Here is a 22915-nt window from a genome sequence, read left to right as displayed (position 1 = left end):
TGAGGAAGACAATTGAAATAGGAAATACCCCCACTTTAGGAATAATTTTTTGACCCGAAAATGAAAATGTATATATTCGCATTGGATTGAGCATTGAAACATGGTGATATTCCATGCTATGGAAGACTTCGAATATCGCCAGAGCTCATCACAGATCTCCTCTGTGTACCATAGCTTCATTATAAATTCTATGATTTATGAAGCTATTGTTGTACAAAAAAATCAAATATATAGTAATGCTTATCTACAAGGCCTTACTTTCGAAATTTGTAATTCGCTCTCACTTTCTTTGAGGTCAAGTTTTTTTGTCTGTATTTGAACTAACTGTTTATAAACTTGATTATTATCTTATGAATTTAAAAACGAAATCGATCTTACTCTTATTATTGGGGACCATTTTTTGGGGAATGACCTTTGTTTTTATCAAGGATGCAATCTCATTGATGAGTGTATCTGGTTTTCTGGGCTATCGTTTTTTACTGGCCGGAATAGTGCTTGGCCTTATTTTTATAAAACGCTTAAAGACGATAGATTGGAATACCATAAAATACGGAGCTATCATGTCGTTGCCTCTCTTGTTTAGTTTTCTCGCTCAAACAATAGGATTGCAATATACGAGTGCATCCAAAGGTGGATTCATCACTGGCTTGTCGGTGGTTTTTGTACCTCTTATTTTGTCTGTAATGCAAAGAAAATTACCAGCGATGAATATTTTTATTGCTGTTGTTTTGGCTACATCAGGTCTTGCTTTGCTCACATTGGGTAGTAGTTTAAGTCTTAATATTGGTGATAGCTGGGTGTTTCTGTCGGCCATTCTATTTGCTATCTATATCATTATGGTCGGAAATATTAGTAAAAAGTGTGATGGAATATTGCTGTCGGTTACTCAGTTTTTTATTGTAGGAGTATTGTGTACAGCTTATGCTGGAATTAAAGGTGATTTGTATATCCCAACGCAATATAAATTGTGGCAGGCAATATTGTTTACGGCCTTGTTTGCTACCGCCTATATGTATACAGCTCAGAATTACTATCAAAAGTACATTTCGGAAATTACAACCTCTATTATTTTTTCATTTGAGCCTTTGTTTGCTGCCATAACAGCCTTTTTCTATCTGAATGAACAACTTACTGAACAAACCATAATTGGAGGATTGCTCATTTTCATTGGAATTCTTTTTGCAGAATTAAAATGGAGTGATGTAAAAGTCTTTATTTATAGGAAATAGGATAAACAAAAAAGTCGGGAACCACCCCGACTTTTCTATATTCACTTTATAACCCTATAACTCTATGAAAAAACCACTTTTCTGTTTTGTTATAGTACAAATTTAAGTTCAAAAATGGTTAAGCACTGCCAAAAAGTGTTAAAGAAGTTTAAAACTTTAATTATCTTGCTTTTTTAGATTCAATCAGAATAAAAATAGATGCTATGAAACTTTTTAAATATGGACTATTTATTGCCATGGGGATGTTATTATCATGCCGATTTAACCCAAGCAATGAAAACAAAATAAAAATGGGATACAATGCTGAATTAGCAACTAAATTAAAGGCTGACCAGTATGGTATGTGTAAGTATGTTATGGCATTTTTAAAGCGAGGGCCAGTTCGTAATCAGGATTCTATTACGGCTGTTAATCTACAAAAAGCTCATCTGGAAAATATAGAAAGACTGGCTGAAAAAGGTAAATTGGTTTTGGCAGGTCCATTTTTTGATGATGGGGAGATCAGAGGGATTTATATTTTCGATGTTGAAACCATTGAGGAAGCTCAAACTTTAACGCAAACAGATCCTGCAATAAAAGCAGGTAGGTTGGTAATGGAATTACATCCTTGGTATGGTTCTGCGGCTCTAAAGCAAATAAATGAGCTTCACAAGACCCTACAAAAGCAAAATGTAAGTGAACAATAGAACTCAGGTTAATAATTTGTATAAGGAATAGTTTATTACATTTGCTACATAAAAAAAAATAAAGTTGGATATTTCTCTGGTTACTGAATACTCATTGTGGTGGATATTGCCGATATTTTTGCTTTCGACAGCAATTGTATATCGCTTGTATTTTTATAAACAAAGCTTAATAAAAGAAATAACTATCCGGAAAATTGCAATACTTGCCAGTTTACGTTTTTTAGTTGTTTTTTTCTTGTTGTTCTTATTAATAGGTCCAAGAATCAGGTATCAAAAGAGAATTGAAAATAAACCGGTTTTAATTATCGCGCATGACAATTCATTGTCCATAAAAATGGGACAGGACTCATCTTATTATTTGAATCAATATCCTTCTGATTTTAATGAATTGATCGCTTCCTTACAAGATGATTATGATATTAGGTCTTTAAGTTTTGGTAAAAAAGTGTCGGCTTTATCGAAACTGGATTTTAATGCACCTTTAACTGATTTTTCTTCCTTGTTTCAGTTTGTAAAAGACAACTTTGGAAATTTGGAAAATGTTCAGATGCTGTTAGCCAGCGATGGATTGTACAATTCTGGTGCGAATCCTCGTTACTTAAGTTCAGATATGGGGATGCCAATTCACACTATTCAATTGGGGGATACAGCAGAAATTAAAGATGTATCGATTTACTTTTTAAAATCGAATAGAATTGGTTTTACAAATACCAAATTGCCAGTAAAGGTTGGAATTAAGGCTCTAAATTTTAGAGACAAAAAACTACTTGTTGAGGTAAGAAATAAGGCTAAGATCTTATTACAAGATGAAATAAATATAGCAGGCGATAACTTTTACCTGGAAAAAGATTATTTGTTAGATGCTAAACAAAAAGGATTGCAAAGGTATAATGTAAAAGTTAGTTCTGCTTTTGATGAATATACTTTAAAAAATAATACAGCTGATTTTGTTGTGGATATTTTGGATTCAAAAAGAAAAATTGTTGTTGCTTTCGATCAATACCATCCAGATATTGCAGCTATCAAATCAGCAATTTTGGAGAACTCTAATTTGCATTGTGAATTGGTTAATCTAAATCAGAAGCAAATAAACTTTGAAGAAACCAATTTGATAATATTGTACCAAATACCATCCAAGAATAAGAATTATCAAGATTTATTCAAACAAATTGAATTGGTTAAGACTCCAGCATTAATTTTTGTGGGAGCAAATTCAGATTTGAATGTATTGAATTCTTTAAACCTGGGAGTTCGTTTAAATAATGAAAATGAATATTATCAGGATGCTGTTTATTTGGAGAATCAGAATTTCTCCTTATTTAATTTACAATCGAGAGAGAAGAATATATTTGAGAAGTTACCTCCGGTTTTAACTCCTTTTGGTGATATTAATTTGAACAATGAATCTCAAATATTAGCTTATCAGAAAATAAAAGGAGTAAATACGAAATATCCATTAATTGCATTGGTATCTGTACAAGATCGCAAAGTGGGGTGGATATTTGGAGAAGGAATATGGCGTTGGAAATTGAGTGAATTTCAATTGTTTGACTCGAATATATATTTTAATGATTTCGTCAATAGAATTATCCAATATTTGGCCTTAAAAGAGAGGAAAGATCAGTTAATTATTAGACATGATAAAGATTTTTCAGAAGGAAGTCAAGTGGAAATTCAAGCGGAATTGTATAATAAGAGTTATCAATTGATAAACAATGTAGATCTTCAATTTGTATTAACTAATGAAAATGGCAATACATATAATTATCAGTTTTCTAGAAATGAGAATGATTATGGATTAACCATTAATAATTTGAAAAATGGAATATACAACTATAAAGTTCAAACAGCTGGATTAATTGAGAATTTGGAGCGTTCAGGTGAATTTATAGTTCGCTTAAATAATGTTGAATCGAAACATCTGCAAGCGGATCCAATGGTACTAAAACAAATAGCAGAGAGTACTGATGGAATCTACTTTAATAGTTTTGATTCAAACAAGATTAAAACTCATTTTCAGAATAATTTATATAAAAAATCAACAATTTCTTATGAAACGAACTATGGTAATGCTGTAAGTTTAATATATTTATTAAGTTTTATTATCATATTAATGATTTTGGAATGGTTTTTGAGAAAATATTGGCTGGGAAATTAATCCTGACCACATGAAATTTTGCACTAATGACAAAACAGATATCTTTTGCAAAACCTAAATTTCGAAAATTCCTTTTATTAGGTGTTTTACCAATTCTTTTTGCAGGTTGTCAAACCATGGCTTTGTATAATTTTGAGGGCTTAAAAGCTCCCCAGGTAATTATTCCTCCTGATGTTAAAACCATTGGATTTGTAGATCGAAACTTGAGTTTTGATTCGGATACATTGTCCGATTATTATAAGTTAAATTTAATAACTTATAAAGATACAGCTAGCTATGATGAAATTCGTGCTTTAAATTGTCACTTGGGCTTTAGTGAAAATATATCCGAATATTTTTCATTGGATAGTGTATCATATATTCGCTTGCCAGAGCAACACATTTCAGGGGAGAGAAAATACGATCCAGTTTCATGGGAACAAATTGATAGCATTTGTAATGAGACCGGTTCTGATATTCTTGTATGTTTGGAAGATTTACAAATTTTCAATGAATTTGAGACCATTCTTGGAGAGGAATCTTGGGGGATTACTGATGTGAAGTATTTTGTGGTTTGGAGAATTTACGATCCGCTACTTAAGAAATACCATGATACCAGAATAATTGCGGATAGTCTTTACACTGAGGTAAGTGCGTACTCTTACGATAGGTTGATGAAGGAAAAAATGCCATCTCGTCAGAAAATAAATGCAGATGTTTCCTATGAAATAGGAAGAAATTATGCAGATTTAATTTCTCCCCAATGGGTTTCCTTTACAAGGAAATACTTTATTGCCGGGCATCAGGATTTTTCGCTTGCTAGTTACTATTTGAATAATGATAGCATTGACCAAGCAATGGAAGTTTGGAAAAAACATGTAGAATCAGACGATAAAAAATTGGCAGGTAGAGCGAGTTACAATTTGGCTTTGGCCTACGAATTAAAGGAAGAATTTCAAGAGGCAAGTCATTGGGCGAGAAGAGCAATTAAAAAGTATCAAGAGCTAGAAAAAGAACCTAAGGAATTTAAGTTTATAAAAGAGTATTATAAAGAATTAATCAGTAGAATGCAAAATGATTATTTATTAGACAAGTTCTTTGGAAAAGAGAAAACAGAATAAAAAAGATCCCCTGAAAGTGTATAATTTCAGGGGTTTTTTAATTTTGTTTGGCAAATAAAAAATTGAGAAATGAATGCAACAACAATTTTATACATCATACTTATCATTTTGAGTTTTGATTTTATTCTTGAACGTATATTGGATATTCTGAATCTAAGAAATTGGTCGCCAATACTTCCTAAAGTGTTAGAAGGTATCTATGAGAAAGAGAATTATCTAAAGTCTCAGGAATATCAGAAAGAGAAATACAAGCTTAGTTTTATCTCATCTGTAATAAGTTTTTTAACAAGTTTTCTAATGATTGCTCTGGGCGGATTTGCTTGGGTAGATCAGTTGGTAAGAGAATATACCACCAATCCCATTTGGTTGGCTCTACTATTTTTTGGAGTCATTATGCTGGCATCGAGTATCATCAGTTTGCCATTCTCGTATTATTCAACCTTTGTGATAGAAGAGAAGTATGGATTTAACAGAATGACACTAAAAACTTTTATACTAGATTTGATCAAAGGAGGATTACTGGGCATGCTAATTGGTGGAGGATTGTTAGCCTTATTAATTTGGATATACCTCCAGACTACCGATAACTTCTGGTGGATGGCTTGGGCTGTTTTAGCCGCATTCATGATATTCATGACCATGTTCTATTCCTCATTAATTGTTCCATTGTTTAACAAACAGACTCCATTGAAAGAAGGTGTGTTGAAAGATGAGATTCAAAAGTTTGCCGACAAGACAGGTTTTAAACTTGATAATGTATATGTGATGGATGGTTCAAAAAGATCGTCGAAGGGAAATGCATACTTCAGTGGATTGGGAGCCAAGAAACGAATTGTTCTGTTTGATACACTGATCAGTGAATTATCAACTAAAGAAATTGTTGCGGTTTTGGCTCATGAAATTGGTCATTACAAGAAAAAGCATACCCGAAGCGGGATCATTTTGTCATTGCTGCAAACTGGATTGATGTTTTATATTTTTTCTTTATTTATTGGCAATGAAAACTTATCGGCTGCTCTCGGATCTGGACAGCATGGTTTCCATTTAGGATTGATTGCTTTTGGAATACTCTACTCTCCAATTTCAAGCATATTAGGATTAGGTATGAATTTATTATCAAGAGCTAATGAATATCAGGCAGATGAATATGCAAAACAAAACTACGATGGACAATCGCTGGGGGATGCTTTAATAAAACTATCGGTAAGTACATTAAGTAATCTTACACCACATAAGGCGTATGTGTTTTTCTATTATTCGCATCCAACATTATTACAAAGGTTGAAAGCAATTAATTTTACCAGAAACAAAGACTAATTTAAAAAAAGGAATGCAAGCAGAAATTATTACCATTGGAGATGAAATATTGATTGGGCAGATTGTGGACACAAATTCTGCCTGGATGGCTAAGGAGCTAAACAAATATGGAATAAGTGTATCAAAAATCACAAGTATATCGGATGAGGCGAATGATATTGTAACAACAGTTGAAGCAGCCTTGAAAAGATCTCCTCTTGTATTAATGACGGGTGGTTTAGGTCCTACAAATGATGATATCACGAAGAAGACTTTGAGTGATTATTTTGGAATGAAGCTTATTCAGGATGATAATTTATATCAGAAAGTTCAGGATAGATTGGCAAAGTATGGTATACCAATGAATCGATTCAATCGGGAACAGGCTCTTATTCCTGAAGGAGCCAGAATCATTCCTAACAATTTTGGCTCTGCGCCTTGTATGTGGTTCGAGAGAAGCAATCGGGTTTTGATATCTATGCCTGGTGTTCCGTTCGAAATGAAAGGAATCATGCAGAACGGTTTAATTTCAGCAATTATCGAACATTTTGAAACTCCTGCAATTGTGCATAAAACCATTATGACTGAAGGAATAGGAGAGTCGGTTCTGGCTGATATGTTGAGTGATTGGGAGGAAAAACTGCCAAGACAAATGAAGTTGGCTTACTTGCCTTCACCAGGAAAAGTAAGGTTGCGATTAAGTATTACTGGAGAGGATAAACCTACACTTGAAAGGATTGTTGACAAGGAAGTTGAAAAATTGAAAAAGATACTTCCTAATAATATTTTTGCCTACGATGATATAGATATTGAGCAATGTATAGCCAAACTTTTACTATCGAAAGGGAAAACACTGGGAACTGCAGAAAGTTGTACTGGTGGTTATATTGCTCACTTGATTACTTCACAAGCGGGAAGTTCTGCTTATTTTAAAGGAAGCGTTGTTTCTTACTCCAATGAAATCAAAGAAAATGTATTGGGAGTAAATTCTAAAGATTTAGAGGAGTTTGGAGCTGTAAGTCAAGAGGTGGTAGAACAAATGGCTGTGGGAGCAAGGAAGGTACTAAATACTGATTATGCAGTAGCAACTTCTGGTATTGCAGGTCCTGACGGGGGAACCGATGAAAAACCTGTTGGTACGGTTTGGATTGCACTCGCTGGAGATTTTGGTGTGCGATCAGAAAAACTCGACTTATATAAAGTAAGGGAAAGAAATATAAAGGTCTCAGCTTTTAAAGTCTTGAACTTACTTCGAAAAGAATTGGAAAAATAGAATGAGATGGGATAATCTGAAAGGCTTGCTTTATGGCAAGCCTTTTTTTGTAATTACATGTACAGTCTATTTAAAATATGAGATCAGATTTTAATCAGATAGATAATATTATATAAAGTATTTATTGGTTTTTATTTCATAATTTCCTAAATTTCAATAGCTAATCTTAATTTATGCTTTAATCAACAAATTTAAATAAAACTACAAGTATCTAGATGTTTGCATATGTAGATTAAAGTATATACATTTGAACCGAAATCAATAAACAATCAATAAATAAACATGCGAAACATTATTTACCTATTGACTTTTGTTCTGACATTTGCAAATATCTCTAAGGTATTTTCTCAGGAAGCAGAACTAAAATTAAGTTTGAAAGATGCTTTGCTAAAAGCAGCTCAAAATAACAGGCAAATCAACAAAGCAAAAGAACAGGGGAAGGCTGCAAAAGCAGAATTTCGTCAAACCAATTCGGTTTTTCTTCCCAATTTAAATTTGTCTCATACTGCCATAACTACAAATGATCCTTTGGCAGCTTTTGGTTTTAAACTGAAGCAGGAAATTACTACACAAGCCGATTTTAATCCAGTCTTGCTAAATGATCCGGATCGAATTGAGAACTACAATACCAAAATTGAAGTTCAACAACCCATTCTTAATTTTGATGGTTTGTACGAACGAAAAGCAGCAAATGCTAAGATGGAAGCGGTAGATTTTACAACCGAGCGAACCATTAAATTTACCAAGTTTGAGGTAAAGAAGGCCTACTACCAACTAGAATTGGCACAGGAAGCTGTTAATGTAATTGAAAAATCATTGGAAACGGCGAAATCTGCTCTACAACTTACCCAAGACAATTTGGAGCAAGGATATGTAAAAGAGGCTGATTTGCTATCTGCCAAAGTTCGAGTATTGGAATTGAATAATCAACTGGCTGATGCTAAGAACAATCAAAAGCAGGCCGGTGAATTTTTGGCATATATTCTAGGTTTGGACATTCAAACTGTAATAGTGACTACCGAGAAATTAGATCACAAGCCTTCTCTTTTACAAGCTATAAATAAGGATCAGGATGAAGGAATGCGTTCCGATATTATGGCTTATAAGAAAAGCCTGGAGGCACGTGAGAATATGTTAAAATCTGAAAAAATGAGGTTCTTACCTCGTTTGAATGCTTTTGGAACTTATGAATGGAATGATTCTCAACTTCTTGGTACATCGGCTAATAATTACATGATAGGTGCAAGTTTATCCTGGGATATTTTCAGTGGTTATAAAAATGTTGGAAAAGTACAGAAAGCCAAAGCAGAATTGAAGATTGCTAAACTGGATCTTGCGGACTATCAATCCAAATCGAGTATGGAAATACAAGGTGCTAAAAGAAACCTGAAAGTTGCCTTCGACAGAATTGAAATGAGTAAAATGGCCAAGAATCAGGCAGAAGAGGCTTTTAGAATCAGAACCAACAGGTACAAGCAAGGTTTGGAAAAAACAATTGATGTATTACAGTCGGAGTCGATGGCGATGATGAAAAATCTGGATTATATCAACTCATTGTATCAATATCATGTAGCAGTTTTCCAACTGGAATTATTGCTTGAAAAGGAATTACAATAAACAAAACAAATCTCAAAAAATAATAAATATGAACTCTAAGACAATATTATTGATCGTAATAACTGCCACACTTACTTGGGGATTCCAATCGTGCGGTAGTGAATCAACTGGAAAGGAAAATCACAAAGCTGATGTTACGGTAAGCGTACAAACCGTTAAAATGCTAAACCAACCTGAACTATTGAACTTTTCAGGTAAGATCGAGGCAGAAACTCATTCAAATCTTAGTACCCGAATTATGGGTCAAATTGAAAGAATATATGTGGAGCCAGGTCAAAAAGTAAGCAAAGGCCAGTTGTTGGTTCAGATTAAAGATCAGGATATTCAAGCCAAAAAAGCACAGGTTAAAGCCAATATGATTAAAGCGGAAGCTGCCTTTGAAAATGCAGAGAAGGATTACAAGAGATTTACGGTTCTGTTCGAACAAAAAAGTGCTTCGCAAAAAGAAATGGATGATGTGACGACACATTATAATATGGCTAAAGCCGAATTGGAAGCAGTGAAACAAATGGAAGCTGAAGTAAATGAAATGCTGCGCTACTCGGCAATAAAAGCACCTTACCATGGTATTATAGCCAGAAAATATATGAATGTGGGAGATTTGGCTTCTCCGGGTATGCCATTGGTGGCCATTGAAAAACCAGGAGAGTATAAGGTGATGGCTAGAATTCCGGAAACAGAGATTTCTAAGATTCAAAAGAATGATGCGGTAAAGGTGAAAATTACAGCCTTGAACGAAATTGTGAATGGCAAAATCACGGAAGTAAATCCTTCTGCCTTATATACCGGGAACCAATTCGAAGCTAAGATTGTTTTGGAACCCACCAAAGAGCAAAAGGCAAAACTATATAGTGGCATGTATGCACAGGTGAGCATTGAAAAAGGAGGGATGCCAGGTATTTTTATTCCAAATGATGTGTTGGTAAGAAAAGGACAACTAATAGGTGTTTATACGGTTAGTCAAATGGGAACAGCCATGTTACGCTGGGTAAGAGTTGGCAAAACCAAAGATAATATGACAGAGGTATTATCAGGATTAAGCGATGGAGAACAGTATATCGTTTCTTACCAAGGTAAAATTTGGGATGGTGCAAAATTAAGCATCAAGTAGTACGATCGTGAAAAGAAAATTTGAGTTCAAAAATCAAATGTCTTAAAAGATGAAAACAGGATTTGCAGGCGGTATCGCCAACTTATTTATAAATTCAAAATTGACTCCTCTGTTAATGGTTGCATTCATGATTATTGGAATGTACAGTGCTTATTTAACACCTAGAGAGGAAGAGCCACAAATAGATGTTCCCATAGCTGATATCTTTTTAATGTATCCGGGAGCAAGCCCATCGGAAATTGAATCTCGCGTAATGCAGCCACTTGAGAAAGTAGTTGCGAATATTCCGGGTGTGGAGTATGTTTATTCGACATCTATGCCGGGACAGGCAATGTTAATCGTTCAGTTTTATGTAGGGGAAGATGTTGAAAGATCTCTTGTTAAAATGTACAACGAGATTATGAAACACATGGATCAGATGCCGAAAGGAACGTCCATGCCTTTGATTAAAACACGTGCAATTGATGATGTACCTGTTTTGGGACTGACTTTCTGGAGTGAAACTTATGATGATTTTCAACTAAAGAGAATCGCACAGGAGGTAAACAATGAAATAGAAAAGGTTAACGAAGTATCGGAAACCAAAGTAATTGGTGGACGTTCACGTCAGGTTCGAGTAGTGTTGAATCGTGAACAAATGGCTGGTTACAATATTGATGCATTAAGTATCTCTCAGCAGATTCAGATATCCAATCAGCAAATTGGTTCAGGAGCCTTCAACAGTAACGATCAGGAATACCTTGTTGAAACGGGTAAGTTTCTGGAGAATGCCGACGATGTATCCAATCTGGTAGTAGGCGTTTACAAAGGGAGTCCAATTTACCTAAAGCAGGTTGCACAAGTGATTGATGGACCTGAAATTGCATCGCAATATGTGAATTTTGGATATGGTAAAATCAATGATGCCAAAGTACAGTTTAAGGGTGAATACCCTGCGGTTACTATATCGGTAGCGAAACGTCGTGGTGCTGATGCCATGCACGTATCTGAACAAATTCTAACTAAGATAGAATCACTTCGTAAAGATTTGATCCCCTCAGATGTGCATGTTGATGTCACCAGGAATTATGGCGAAACCGCTTCAGATAAGGTAGCTGAATTGCTTCTACATCTTCTTGGAGCCATTGTAGCTGTAACATTTGTGGTGATGCTAGCTATGGGGTGGCGTGGAGGATTAGTTGTATTCCTTTCGGTACCAATTACTTTTGCATTAACCATGTTCAGTTACTATTTTCTGGATTACACATTAAATCGAATTACATTATTTGCATTGGTATTTGTAACAGGGATTGTGGTTGATGATTCAATTATTATTGCTGAGAATATGCACAGGCATTTTAAGATGAGGAGATTACCGCTGATTCAGGCTGCTCTGCGCTCAATCGATGAGGTTGGAAATCCGACCATTTTGGCAACTTTTACGGTAATTGCCGCTGTTTTGCCAATGGTTTTCGTTTCCGGATTAATGGGACCTTATATGAGTCCAATGCCAATTGGAGCTTCCATTGCCATGATTTTCTCATTATTGGTGGCACTGACTATTACCCCTTACTTGGCATACAGATTACTTCATCATGAGGACAAGAAAGGAAAAGAAGAAAAAGTATTTAAGCTTGAAGATACGCGAATCTACAAGCTATATGCAGCCACTATTCGACCAATGTTGGAATCAGGATTAAAGCGTTGGGGATTTATTGGAATTGTGAGTGTATTACTACTGGCTTCAACAACACTGATTTATTTCAAAATGGTTGCCGTAAAAATGTTACCATTCGATAATAAGAATGAATTTCAGGTGGTGATTGATATGCCTGAAGGGACAACATTAGAACGTACAGCAGTGGTGGCAAAGGAGTTGGCAGCTTACATTGCTCAGCAGGATAATGTGGTGGATTATCAGTCTTATATTGGGACTGCTGCACCAATTAACTTTAATGGTTTGGTTCGTCATTACGATTTGCGAAGAGGATCAAATGTTGCAGATATCCAAGTGAACCTTACACACAAAGGTGAAAGGGATTTGCAAAGTCATGATATTGCCAAGGCAATGAGACCAGGCTTACAGGAAATAGGCAAGAAATTTAATGCAAATGTAAAAGTCGTTGAAGTTCCTCCAGGACCACCTGTAATGTCAACCTTGGTGGCTGAAATTTACGGACCAGATACTGAAGGTCAGATCGATGTGGCTAAGCAGTTGAAAGCAATTTTTGGAAAAACCCAGGATGTGGTTGATGTAGACTGGTTGGTTGAAGATGATCAGACAGAATTTCAGTTTAATGTAGATAAAGAAAAAGCTATGTTGGCAGGGGTTTCAACTCAGCAGGTGGTTCATACTTTGAACATGGGATTGAGTGGACAAGAGATTTCTCAATTGTATCAGGAACATGAACATGAGCAGGTTGGAATTGATCTGAGACTTCAGGAAGAGGATCGAAGCAGCTTAACGGATCTGAAGAAAATAAATATTCTGACTCAATCAGGAAATCTGATTCCTTTGGGTGATATTGTTGATATTCAGAAAAAAATAAAGGAGAAGAGCATCTATAGGAAAAATCAGAAAAGAGTGGTGTATGTAACAGCTGATGTTGCTGGAAAATTGGAAAGCCCAGTTTATGGTATCATGGAAATCTCCGATCATTTAAGTGATGTGAAGGTACCGGAAGGATATGAACTATTGGAAGAGTATACACAACAGCCATTTTTCGAAGACAATTACAGCTTGAAGTGGGATGGAGAATGGCAAATTACCTACGAAGTTTTCCGTGATTTGGGTGCTGCATTTGCGGTTGTGTTATTGGTGATTTATATGTTGATTATTGGATGGTTCCAGAATTTTAAAGTTCCGTTTGTGATGATGGTTTCAATACCACTTTCCCTTGTAGGGATTTTAATTGGTCATTGGTTAATGGGTGCATTCTTTACTGCAACTTCAATGATTGGAATGATTGCCCTGGCAGGAATCATGGTTCGTAACGCCATTCTGTTGATTGATTTTATCAACTTGAGACTGGCCGAAGGAGTACCATTGAAAGAAGCTGTGATTGAGGCTGGTGCAGTTCGAACAACACCAATTTTATTAACCGCAGGAACCGTGGTTATTGGAGCGGTAGTTATCTTGTTTGATCCTATCTTCCAAGGACTTGCGATTTCATTAATGGGAGGTTCGATTGCTTCTACATTTCTTACTTTGGTAATTGTTCCATTGATTTATTATATGACTGAGAAGAAGAAGTATCCTGAAGTAAAAGAAGAATTAGAAGTTTCAAATGAATAATCACATAATACGGAAAATATGAAACGATCATGAATTTTAGCATTCTAAATTACAGACATTAGAATGATTAAATTCATCGAGAGTTCCATCTAGCCAATAAATAAAATTTAAACAGATGAAAGTTGTTATCATTTTTTGTGTGAAAGCATTTTATGAAGAGTTAAAACTGATTTATAATAAAGCAGCTATTGATGCTTATAGTGAGTTTGATGTGAAAGGTTATACTAATAAACGTAATGAGCAATGTGAGGCTCCAAACTGGTTTGCCTCCAGTAAAGACTATTACGATTCTATCGCTACTTTTTCTTTTTTAGATCAGGGAAAAGGTGATGAATTGATGAAGCAAATCGAAGAATTCAATGAAGGAATTGATTGTTGTAGTCCAATTCATGCATACATGTTAGATGTTGAAAAATTTATATAATAAGTAAAACAATGAGAGAGAGAATTATAAGAGCAATTGCCGGGACCTTGATATTGGTTAGTATATTGCTGGCAGTCTATGTAAACATTTACTGGTTATTATTAACAGCCTTTGTAGGTTTAAATCTCTTACAATCTTCAATCACAAAATGGTGTTTGATGGACGATATTCTTAGAAAAGTTTTTAAAGTGGATAGTTAATCCGTAGTTTGAGTTTTTATTGATTGGAATCCCGAATCTATTTATAGTTTCGGGATTTTTTAAATATTCAAATGTAGATTTATTTGCACGGGTTACACTTTGGTGAAAAATACTAAAGGTAAGATTGATTTTACTGAAATTGCTCTGGTTTGATAGTGGAATTGAAACACAAATCAAAAACTTAGTATACTAAGTCTCCAACCAGAAGCATACTAAGTTTCCGACAAGAAGCATACTAAGTCTTCAACCAGAAGTATACTCAAATTTTAAATCGTCTATCACCTTTTTATATAAAAGTGATGTTGTAGGCCTAAAAGTAGTAGGATTCATATAGATTATATGTTTTATTAAACATTCATAATAGATTCTTTTTGTCAGATTATCAGAAACTAATGATGTGTTTTGGGCCTTTTTAATGTACTGAGAATTTAATGAAATATTATGCATGAATGATTGAGCATAAATTTTAAGCTCTAATTGGACAATTATGGGAATGTAGCCATCAAGAAAAATTAGTCTGATTGATAAAGATGATAAGCTAATATCATGCATTTGTAATTGTAGAAGTTGATGGTTAAATTTAGTAGGTTAATAGAACTCTGCCTAAATGAAATATATATTCCTATTAATATTAATTGTTTTTTTACTTGGATGTCAAAAGGAGGATGCAGCTGGCTTTCTAAATGAGGATGAGCAAAAATGGCTTTTAGAAAATGGTGATTCAATTAGGGTTGTTCAAGATCCTTTGTTTGCGCCACTTGATTTTCTAAACTCTAAAAATGAGGTGGTTGGTATTTCGAATGATTATTTAAATTTAATTGAAAAAAAATTGAATATTAAATTCATTCGAACGCATAGAAATAACCTGGAAGAAAACTTAAATTTAATTAAAGATAAAAAAGTTGAAATTGCTACTTCTATAGCAAAAACTCCTCAACGTAGCGAATATTTACTTTTTACAGAACCCTATTATCAATCGCCTGCAGTAATTATTAGCAGTAAAAATAAAAAGTTGTCTATAAGTGACCTACAGGGAAAAAAAGTTAGTGTAAGTAATTTATTTGCTGTACATGAATATGTGGTAAAAAATTATCCTGAATTAGATTTAGATTTAGTACCAGATGATTTAACAGGACTTAAAAAATTAGTTTTCAATGAAACAGATGCAATGATTGTGGATTTAGCATCGGCTTCATTTCATCTAGAGAATTTGGGTATTGTGAAGCTTCATGTGGCAGGTGATGTCGATTTTACCTATAGAATTGCGATGGGAGTACGGGACGATATGTCAATTTTAAGGGATATTCTAAATAAAACAATTCGTTCAATTAATAGAAGTGAAAAAAACAAAATACGTAAAGACTGGGTTTTTCTTTCAACTCGTGAATTTTGGGAACGAAAGAACTTCTGGTATTGGTCTAGTAGTATCATTCTGGTTTTGTTAATCGTATTTTCAGTTATTTTGGTTTTTAACCGAAGATTGCAAAATTTGGTAAAGAGACGTACTTCAGAACTAAATACAGAACTTCAACAAAGGCTTATTGCGGAAAACTCTTTACGAGAAAGTGAAGAAAAATATAGGATTGTTGCAGAGCAGAGAGGGCAGATTGTATATGATTATAATATATTAAATGATTCTGTTCTTTGGTCTGGGGATTTGAAGAATACTTTAGGAGTTAGTCCAAAGGAGTATGAATCAATTACCATAAAGGATTGGGAGAAATTTGTTCATCCAGATGATGTGATTCAGGCCACGGAATTGCTAGAAAAATCAATTGCCAATGGAGAAAACTATGATGTAATATATAGATATCAAAGAAAAGATGGTTCATATGTTCCTATAAATGACAAGGGTACCTTCCTTAAAGATAAAGACAATAAGGCCTATCGAATGCTCGGAATAATGAGTGACATATCAATGCAAATTGAAAGAGAAGAGCAGCTAAAAGAGGCAACATTAATTGCTAAAAATGCAGATCGTTTAAAAACGCAGTTTCTTGCTAATATGTCACATGAAATAAGAACACCTATGAATAGTATAGTTGGTTTTTCTTCACTATTAGCTACACCAAATTTATCTAAAGATAAGCAGCTTAAATATTGTAATTTTATTCAGAAAAGTTCCGACTATTTGCAAAAGATAATTGATGATATTATCGATATTTCCATGATTGAGAGCGAACAAATTAAATTGTACATTGAAGAGGTTAGTATTAAAAATATAATAGATAACGTAAAGGATACTTTTGCAAATCATGATAAAATAAAAAATTATAGCATTGAGCTGAAGGTACAAATTGATTTGGCTGAAATGCATGATCGTTTATATACCGATGAGGTAAGATTAAAGCAAATACTGATTAATTTAGTGGGAAATGCATGTAAATTTACTAGTAAGGGAATAGTATTAATTCATTGCTCGAAAAGGGATAGTGCTTCTTTATTGTTTAAGATTAAAGATACTGGTGTGGGAATTCCTGAAGATCAATTTGAGAATATATTCGATCGATTTTTGCAAGTTAAAAATCAAGGAATGGAGAACAATAGTGGAACAGGTCTTGGTTTATCTATTTCGAAAGGCCTGGTTGAACTGTTGGGAGGAGAAATTTGGTGTGAATCTACAATTGGGGTTGGTACAACTTTTTATTTTACTTTACCAATAAGAGTTTAAGATACAAAAAATTTGAATAAAAAATAAGCTAATATATAATAGAGCAATAGATATTTGAATGGTGCTTTTTTTACGCATAAATAAGGCCTTCAGTTATAATTATTGTAGAAATACAATTCCGCAATAAGAGGTTGTATTAATACATAAGTAAAGATATGATTAAGTGTCTTAATGCGTTAAAAAATTTAAACTCTGAAAACTATTAAATATTACCTAGAAACTATATTTTGTAGTGTAATTCATAAGACTCCTTTTTTTGACAAAACCTGATGTTTAATTTAATAATACACGTAGAATTAGATAAATGTTAAATTGTGTTAAAGAATTGTTAATGTTGAAATATATTTTAAGTACATGTTGATGAGCATGTTTAAGAAATGATAGTAGTAATTTAATTTTAACAATTCGGTTTTTATAGAAAATTATGATGCTAAACATAGTTTTTAAGTCTGATATACAGTCTTTTGCGGCTTAAAAATTTTGCATCAAAACCTTTGTATTTTTCACGGAACTCTTATTTTTGCCATCCAAACAATAGATATTCTATATGATTCGAAAGATAAGATACCTGTTTGCTCTTACCTCAAAGAAACGATTCCATCGCTACCTGAAAAAAAAAGGTGTTATAATGGGAAAGAATATTCACTTTAAAAATAGGAAGACAATTGATCTTGACTTAACAAGACCATGGTTAATCGAAATTGGCGACAATGTATATTTTAATAAGAATTTTACACTTTTAACTCATGATGCTGTCTCAAGATTGTATAAAATTAAATACAATGATTTCTTGCCTCTTCATTCTACTGGGAAAGTTAAAATAGGGAATAATGTTGCGTTTGCAAGAGAGGTAACAGTTCTAAAGGGAGTGACTATTGGTGATAATGTATTTATAGGTCATGGCTCATTAGTGTCTAAGGATATCCCTTCAAATTGTATTGCTGTAGGCAGACCGGCGAAAGCCGTTTGTACAATCGATGAATACTACGAGAAATCTAAGAAAAAATATGCCGAAGAAGTAAAGGATAATTACCTTCGAATAAAGAATGAGCTTAGACGCGAACCTACCATTGAAGACTTTAAAGATGAGTATTCGCTGTTTGTAAATGGTAATAAAATAGATGATTTTTTGGATTCATTGGATGAGAAAGCTCAAAAGAAAATGAGAAAACAGATGGGAGATTCATATGAAAATTATAAAAAGAATCACCAGTCAATGTTTGATGGATTTGATCATATGGTTGCTAATTTTTAGAGCTTACTACCAAGAATACTTTTTATCGAAAGCAACGAAAGAAAAAGATAATTAATAAAAAGAGCCATTGATATTTCAATGGCTCTTCTTGAATTAAATAACAGAAATAAAATCTTTAGGCAAGATATATTTTCAATTGTTTACTTTTTCTTATCGTAAACATACCAGTAAGCTGTTCCAACAAATAGTGCTCCACCCACGATATTTCCCAAAGTGGCCGGGATTAGATTTTTTATTACAAAATCCATCCAAGTAATATCAGCACCATGAAAAATAGCCACAGGAATAAAAAACATATTGGCAACACAGTGTTCAAAACCCATTGCAACAAAAGCCATAACCGGGAACCAAATCCCTAAAATTTTACTCGCAATATCTTTTGATGCGTAGGCCAACCACATTGCCAATGCAACCATCCAGTTACAAGCTATTCCTTTTAGGAAAGTTTTGTAAAATGGATTTGATGTTTTTGCAATGGCAATATTAATGGCGGAATCCACCGATGGAGAATGCATAATTGCCTGAGTTAGATAAACCAGAAAGTAGGCGACAATGATAGATCCAATAAAATTACCGAAATAAACAATGGCCCAATTCTTTAATGGTACCTTAACAGACATTCTCTTCGAGAGTACCGAAGGAATAAAATAAGCTGTATTTCCAGTAAATAATTCAGCTCCAGCAACAGCACAAAGAATTAGTCCTAATGGGAAAACAGCTCCGAAAAAGAATTTCTGTAATCCCGGGTTGCTTGCTGCTAAGCCTGGCATCGCACCACCAACAACCAAGGCTAATAAGCTACCCATAGCAATATATCCTCCTGCTAAAATGGCCAATACAAAGGTTTTCTTGGCAGGCATTACTTTCTTTGCCTCAGCTGTGTGGTTAACTTCTTCAACGGTTTCTTTTGGAGAATAAAATCCTGTTGAAACCTGCGGCGTTACTACAGCTGTAGCAGATTTTGGTTTTACCACCTCAATGACTTCTGTTGTTTCTTGAAATGACATATTTTTATATTTAGTAGTTCAGCTTATAGTAAAGTGTTTATCAAATTTTTTACTTCTTCTTGATGTTTTTTCCTTACTATCTACTCAGTACTAGGTTCTATTTACTAATTAATAATTACTTCTTTAAAATACTGGCTAAGAATATCTTTTGCAGTTTTTAACTGCTCAGCTGTATTTTCAGGAACCCCTTCAAGTTTATATTCCCACTTTAGGTGTTCGTATTTGTGAACCCCAAGTTTGTGATAGGGCTGAATTTCTAGTTTTTCAATATTTCCATATTCCTGAAAATGCTTACCCATTTCATGTAAATATTCTGGTTGATCAGAATATCCTGGAACCAAAACGTAACGCATCCAAGTACGAATATTTTCATCACGCAGATGTTTGGCAAATTTTAGGGTAGTATCGTTTCGCTTACCTGTAAGCTTTACATGCCAGTCTGGATTAATATGTTTAATATCAAGTAAAACCAAATCGGTACTAGAGATTAATTCTTTCACATCATCGTTAAGAACATTACCATTGGTATCGATACATGTATTAAAATCTTCCTCTTTTAGCTGTTTGAATAACTTTTTCAATTCAGCAGCTTGCCATAATGGTTCTCCTCCTGAGATGGTTACACCACCCAACTTGCCAAAGAATGGACGTTGGTTGCGTGCTTTTCTCATGATCTCCTCAAGTGGAGTAGGAGTCCCTCCTTTAAAAGTTATTGTGTCTGGGTTGGCGCAATACAGGCATTTAAATGCGCACCCTTGAAGGAATACAACAAGACGAATACCCGGACCATCGTAAGTGCCAAGGGATTCGAATGAATGAACGTTTAACATAGTTGAGTGCTAGTTGTTTAGTTAATGAATCCATCTATTTTGACTTAGATTCATATCTTAAATAAAAAACGAGTCCGGAAAGCACAAAGTACTCCCGGATCTCGGTATATAAGTAGAAAAACGTTCTTACATTTTTTCGAAGAAGCTACGAGAGATTACCTCAAGCTGCTGCTCGCGAGTCAAACGTACAAAGTTTACAGCATATCCTGATACACGGATAGTTAGCTGTGGATACTCTTCTGGACGCTCCATTGCATCTTCCAACATCTCACGGTTCAATACATTCACGTTCAAATGGTGAGCTCCTTTGATGAAATAAGCATCCATCATAGTTACCAAGTTATCCTGACGGATATCAGCAGTTGCACCTAACGATTTAGGAACGATTGAGAAAGTATTTGAGATACCATCCAATGAATCTTCGTAGTTGATTTTTGCTACAGAATTCAAAGAAGCAATTGCACCGTTAGTATCACGTCCGTGCATTGGGTTTGCACCTGGCGCAAATGGTACACCAGCAGCTCTACCATCAGGAGTAGCACCTGTTTTCAAACCATAAACTACGTTAGAAGTAATGGTTAGAATAGACATGGTTGGCTCTGCATTCTTGTATGTGTGAAGTTCTTTCAATAATCCGTTAAAGATCTTAGGAATCTCAACAGCGAAACAGTCTACACGGTCATCATCGTTACCGTAGTATGGGAAATCACCTTCAATTTTAAAGTCACAAGTTAATCCTTCTTCATTACGAACTGCAGTTACTTTTGCGTTCTTAATAGCAGAAAGAGAGTCAGCTACGATTGAAAGACCAGCAATACCATAAGCAAGGTTGATTGCAGGATTTGTATCTACCAATGACATTTGTGCCTTTTCGTAGTAGTACTTATCGTGCATGTAGTGAATGATATTCATAGAATCGTTGTAAACACGAGCCATTTCTCTCATTGCGATAGTGTAGTTAGCCATCACTTCTTCGTAATCTAACTCATCACTCTTCAATGCAGGAATACCATTGATCAACTGAGTACCTGTTTTTTCGCAACGCCCACCGTTCAAGGCAAGCAATAAGGTTTTAGCCAAGTTACAACGAGCACCGAAGAATTGGATTTGCTTACCAATTTCCTGATATGATACACAACAAGCAATACCATAGTCGTCAGACTTACGAGTATCACACATCAACTGGTCATTCTCGTATTGGATTGATGAAGTATCGATAGAAACCTGAGCACAGAATTTCTTGAATCCTTCTGGTAATTGATCAGACCAAAGAACTGTCATGTTTGGCTCTGGTGATGGACCTAATGTGTAAAGTGTATTCAAGAAACGGAAAGAAGTTTTGGTAACTTTTGATCTTCCGTCCAAAGTTCTACCACCAATTGATTCAGTTACCCACGTTGGGTCACCTGCGAAAATCTCATCGTAAGCATTCATACGTAGGTGACGAACCATACGCAATTTCATTACGAATTGGTCGATCATTTCCTGAGCAAATTCTTCAGTAATTGTTCCTTCTTCAAGATCTCTTTGGATGTAGATATCAAGGAAAGTAGAAACGTTACCTAGTGACATTGCAGCACCATCTTGCTCTTTTACAGCAGCAAGGTATCCCATGTAAACCCATTGGATAGCTTCCTGTGCAGTTTCAGCAGGACGACCTAATTCCAAGTCATACTTAGCACCTAATTCTTTGATTTGTCCTAAAGCTTTGATTTGCTCAGCAACTTCTTCACGCAAACGGATAGTTTGGTCGGTCATTGGACCATTTAAGCCTTCCAAATCTTCTTTTTTTGCTTCGATCAAACGATCGATACCATATAGAGCTACACGACGGTAGTCACCAATGATACGACCACGAGCATAGTTATCTGGTAAACCAGTAAGGAATCCTAATGAACGGAACTTACGGATTTCAGCTGTATAAGCATCAAAAACTCCATCGTTGTGAGTTTTTGCGTAGTTACGGAAAATATCTTTAACACGATCTGAAACTTCAAGACCTTGTTCTGTACAAGCTTTTTCAACCACGGCGATACCACCATATGGTTTCATTGCTCTGCGAAGCAATTCATCTGCCTGTAGTCCTACGATAACCTCTAAAGATTTGTCAATATATCCAGCACCGTGAGAAGCGATAGTTGAAACAGTTTCAGTATCGATAGAGCGAACACCATTGTTTGCACGTTCTTCTTTTACAGCATCAAGACATATTTGCCACAATTGCTTAGTACGTTCTGTAGCTCCTGTTAAGAATGATGCATCCCCAGTGTATGAGGTTAAATTGTTACTAACGAAATCTCTAACGTTAATTGTCTTTTGCCATTCGCCGGCTTTAAATTGCGTTTTTACCATTGCAGTTAATAGTTTTCTTTGATTGAATTTCTTCAATCATGATTAATTCAAATCCTTAATGTTGAATTTGAACTCGAAATGGTTGTGTTTAAAATTATATTTTGTGTTTGATTATCAAAATTGACAATCTAGCCATAGAAAATAAACAAGATAAACATGTCCGTTTTCCTTTCAGAGCGCAAAGGAACAGACTATTTTTTTGTTGCGCAATACCAAGATGTAATGATGTTGCTAATGCAAAGCTTTTCAGAAGGCCAAAGTTTCTGGTATTCTTGGAGTTTTGCAATGTAGAGATTACAATGTGAAAATAGTCAATTTAGAATCAATCTAGTTGAAAAGAGTTCTGTTTTTATAATAATTGGATAATTCTGCGAAAAACATTATTTAACACTTATGTGTTAAGTAGAAGTGTTGTTGAAAAATGAACAGGCT

Annotated in this window: 16 protein-coding genes; 13 read left to right on the top strand and 3 right to left on the bottom strand. The window is 34.6% G+C overall.

The genetic code is table 11. The annotated features are described in order from the left end of the window. Positions 1 to 350: 350 nt before the first annotated feature. The 13 genes from ACKPCA_RS06465 (at position 351) to ACKPCA_RS06405 (ending at position 18294) form a co-directional block, all read left to right on the top strand. Entirely contained in the window at positions 351 to 1229 is an 879-nt protein-coding gene (locus ACKPCA_RS06465) for a DMT family transporter (RefSeq protein WP_321282014.1), read from the top strand. Between the two features lie 203 nt (positions 1230 to 1432). Then, positions 1433 to 1915, top strand: a complete 483-nt coding sequence (locus tag ACKPCA_RS06460; protein WP_321282012.1) for a YciI family protein — start codon at positions 1433 to 1435, stop codon at positions 1913 to 1915. 334 nt (positions 1916 to 2249) lie between these two features. Then, complete coding sequence (locus ACKPCA_RS06455; RefSeq protein ID WP_321282010.1) at positions 2250 to 4073, top strand: hypothetical protein; 1824 nt, start codon at positions 2250 to 2252, stop codon at positions 4071 to 4073. 26 nt (positions 4074 to 4099) lie between these two features. Further along, on the top strand, positions 4100 to 5173 hold the full coding sequence (locus ACKPCA_RS06450) for a DUF6340 family protein (RefSeq protein WP_321282008.1): 1074 nt from the start codon (positions 4100 to 4102) through the stop codon (positions 5171 to 5173). Between the two features lie 69 nt (positions 5174 to 5242). Continuing rightward, entirely contained in the window at positions 5243 to 6490 is a 1248-nt protein-coding gene (locus ACKPCA_RS06445) for a M48 family metallopeptidase (RefSeq protein WP_321282006.1), read from the top strand. A 13-nt stretch (positions 6491 to 6503) separates the two neighbouring features. Further along, positions 6504 to 7742 (top strand): competence/damage-inducible protein A, encoded by a 1239-nt coding sequence (locus tag ACKPCA_RS06440; protein WP_321282005.1) that lies wholly within the window; start codon positions 6504 to 6506, stop codon positions 7740 to 7742. 282 nt (positions 7743 to 8024) lie between these two features. Further along, positions 8025 to 9359: a TolC family protein gene (locus tag ACKPCA_RS06435; protein ID WP_321282004.1), complete on the top strand. Its 1335-nt coding sequence runs from the start codon at positions 8025 to 8027 to the stop codon at positions 9357 to 9359. A gap of 28 nt (positions 9360 to 9387) precedes the next feature. Then, positions 9388 to 10470: an efflux RND transporter periplasmic adaptor subunit gene (locus ACKPCA_RS06430; RefSeq protein ID WP_321282003.1), complete on the top strand. Its 1083-nt coding sequence runs from the start codon at positions 9388 to 9390 to the stop codon at positions 10468 to 10470. Positions 10471 to 10519: 49 nt separating this feature from the next. Next, positions 10520 to 13744 (top strand): efflux RND transporter permease subunit, encoded by a 3225-nt coding sequence (locus ACKPCA_RS06425; RefSeq protein WP_321282002.1) that lies wholly within the window; start codon positions 10520 to 10522, stop codon positions 13742 to 13744. 115 nt (positions 13745 to 13859) lie between these two features. Beyond that, a complete protein-coding gene (locus ACKPCA_RS06420) occupies positions 13860 to 14168 on the top strand; it encodes a hypothetical protein (protein WP_054721328.1) in 309 nt (102 codons plus the stop codon). Between the two features lie 11 nt (positions 14169 to 14179). Next, the gene (locus ACKPCA_RS06415) at positions 14180 to 14368 is read left to right on the top strand and encodes a YgaP family membrane protein (RefSeq protein WP_407660172.1); all 189 of its coding nucleotides are present in this window, start codon (positions 14180 to 14182) and stop codon (positions 14366 to 14368) included. A gap of 607 nt (positions 14369 to 14975) precedes the next feature. Then, positions 14976 to 17039: an ATP-binding protein gene (locus tag ACKPCA_RS06410; RefSeq protein ID WP_321282001.1), complete on the top strand. Its 2064-nt coding sequence runs from the start codon at positions 14976 to 14978 to the stop codon at positions 17037 to 17039. 547 nt (positions 17040 to 17586) lie between these two features. Next, positions 17587 to 18294 carry an acyltransferase gene (locus ACKPCA_RS06405; RefSeq protein WP_054721330.1) on the top strand — a complete coding sequence of 236 codons (708 nt, stop codon included), beginning with the start codon at positions 17587 to 17589 and terminating at the stop codon, positions 18292 to 18294. Positions 18295 to 18434: 140 nt separating this feature from the next. On the opposite strand, the gene ACKPCA_RS06400 is transcribed toward ACKPCA_RS06405, so the two are convergent. The 3 genes from ACKPCA_RS06400 to pflB form a co-directional block, all read right to left on the bottom strand. Continuing rightward, complete coding sequence (locus tag ACKPCA_RS06400; RefSeq protein WP_321281999.1) at positions 18435 to 19301, bottom strand: formate/nitrite transporter family protein; 867 nt, start codon at positions 19299 to 19301, stop codon at positions 18435 to 18437. Positions 19302 to 19405: 104 nt separating this feature from the next. Continuing rightward, positions 19406 to 20131 (bottom strand): pyruvate formate-lyase-activating protein, encoded by a 726-nt coding sequence (gene pflA / locus ACKPCA_RS06395; RefSeq protein ID WP_321281997.1) that lies wholly within the window; start codon positions 20129 to 20131, stop codon positions 19406 to 19408. Between the two features lie 126 nt (positions 20132 to 20257). Next, on the bottom strand, positions 20258 to 22519 hold the full coding sequence (pflB, locus tag ACKPCA_RS06390) for a formate C-acetyltransferase (protein ID WP_407660171.1): 2262 nt from the start codon (positions 22517 to 22519) through the stop codon (positions 20258 to 20260). Positions 22520 to 22915: the final 396 nt, after the last annotated feature.

The sequence above is a fragment of the Marinifilum fragile genome (assembly GCF_963677365.1).
In the GTDB taxonomy this organism is placed as follows: Bacteria; Bacteroidota; Bacteroidia; order Bacteroidales; family Marinifilaceae; genus Marinifilum; species Marinifilum fragile.
The sequence above is the reverse complement of the archived record's forward strand: the minus strand, read 5'-3'. Positions and strand labels throughout refer to the sequence as shown.

Excerpts from the sequence above, each read along its gene's own strand:
- ACKPCA_RS06465 (WP_321282014.1), top strand. The coding sequence starts at position 351 with ATGAATTTAAAAACGAAATCGATCTTACTCTTATTATTGGGGACCATT.
- ACKPCA_RS06460 (WP_321282012.1), top strand. The coding sequence starts at position 1,433 with ATGAAACTTTTTAAATATGGACTATTTATTGCCATGGGGATGTTATTA.
- ACKPCA_RS06455 (WP_321282010.1), top strand. The coding sequence starts at position 2,250 with ATGGGACAGGACTCATCTTATTATTTGAATCAATATCCTTCTGATTTT.
- ACKPCA_RS06450 (WP_321282008.1), top strand. The coding sequence starts at position 4,100 with ATGACAAAACAGATATCTTTTGCAAAACCTAAATTTCGAAAATTCCTT.
- ACKPCA_RS06445 (WP_321282006.1), top strand. The coding sequence starts at position 5,243 with ATGAATGCAACAACAATTTTATACATCATACTTATCATTTTGAGTTTT.
- ACKPCA_RS06440 (WP_321282005.1), top strand. The coding sequence starts at position 6,504 with ATGCAAGCAGAAATTATTACCATTGGAGATGAAATATTGATTGGGCAG.
- ACKPCA_RS06435 (WP_321282004.1), top strand. The coding sequence starts at position 8,025 with ATGCGAAACATTATTTACCTATTGACTTTTGTTCTGACATTTGCAAAT.
- ACKPCA_RS06430 (WP_321282003.1), top strand. The coding sequence starts at position 9,388 with ATGAACTCTAAGACAATATTATTGATCGTAATAACTGCCACACTTACT.
- ACKPCA_RS06425 (WP_321282002.1), top strand. The coding sequence starts at position 10,520 with ATGAAAACAGGATTTGCAGGCGGTATCGCCAACTTATTTATAAATTCA.
- ACKPCA_RS06420 (WP_054721328.1), top strand. The coding sequence starts at position 13,860 with ATGAAAGTTGTTATCATTTTTTGTGTGAAAGCATTTTATGAAGAGTTA.
- ACKPCA_RS06415 (WP_407660172.1), top strand. The coding sequence starts at position 14,180 with ATGAGAGAGAGAATTATAAGAGCAATTGCCGGGACCTTGATATTGGTT.
- ACKPCA_RS06410 (WP_321282001.1), top strand. The coding sequence starts at position 14,976 with ATGAAATATATATTCCTATTAATATTAATTGTTTTTTTACTTGGATGT.
- ACKPCA_RS06405 (WP_054721330.1), top strand. The coding sequence starts at position 17,587 with ATGATTCGAAAGATAAGATACCTGTTTGCTCTTACCTCAAAGAAACGA.
- ACKPCA_RS06400 (WP_321281999.1), bottom strand. The coding sequence starts at position 19,301 with ATGTCATTTCAAGAAACAACAGAAGTCATTGAGGTGGTAAAACCAAAA.
- pflA (WP_321281997.1), bottom strand. The coding sequence starts at position 20,131 with ATGTTAAACGTTCATTCATTCGAATCCCTTGGCACTTACGATGGTCCG.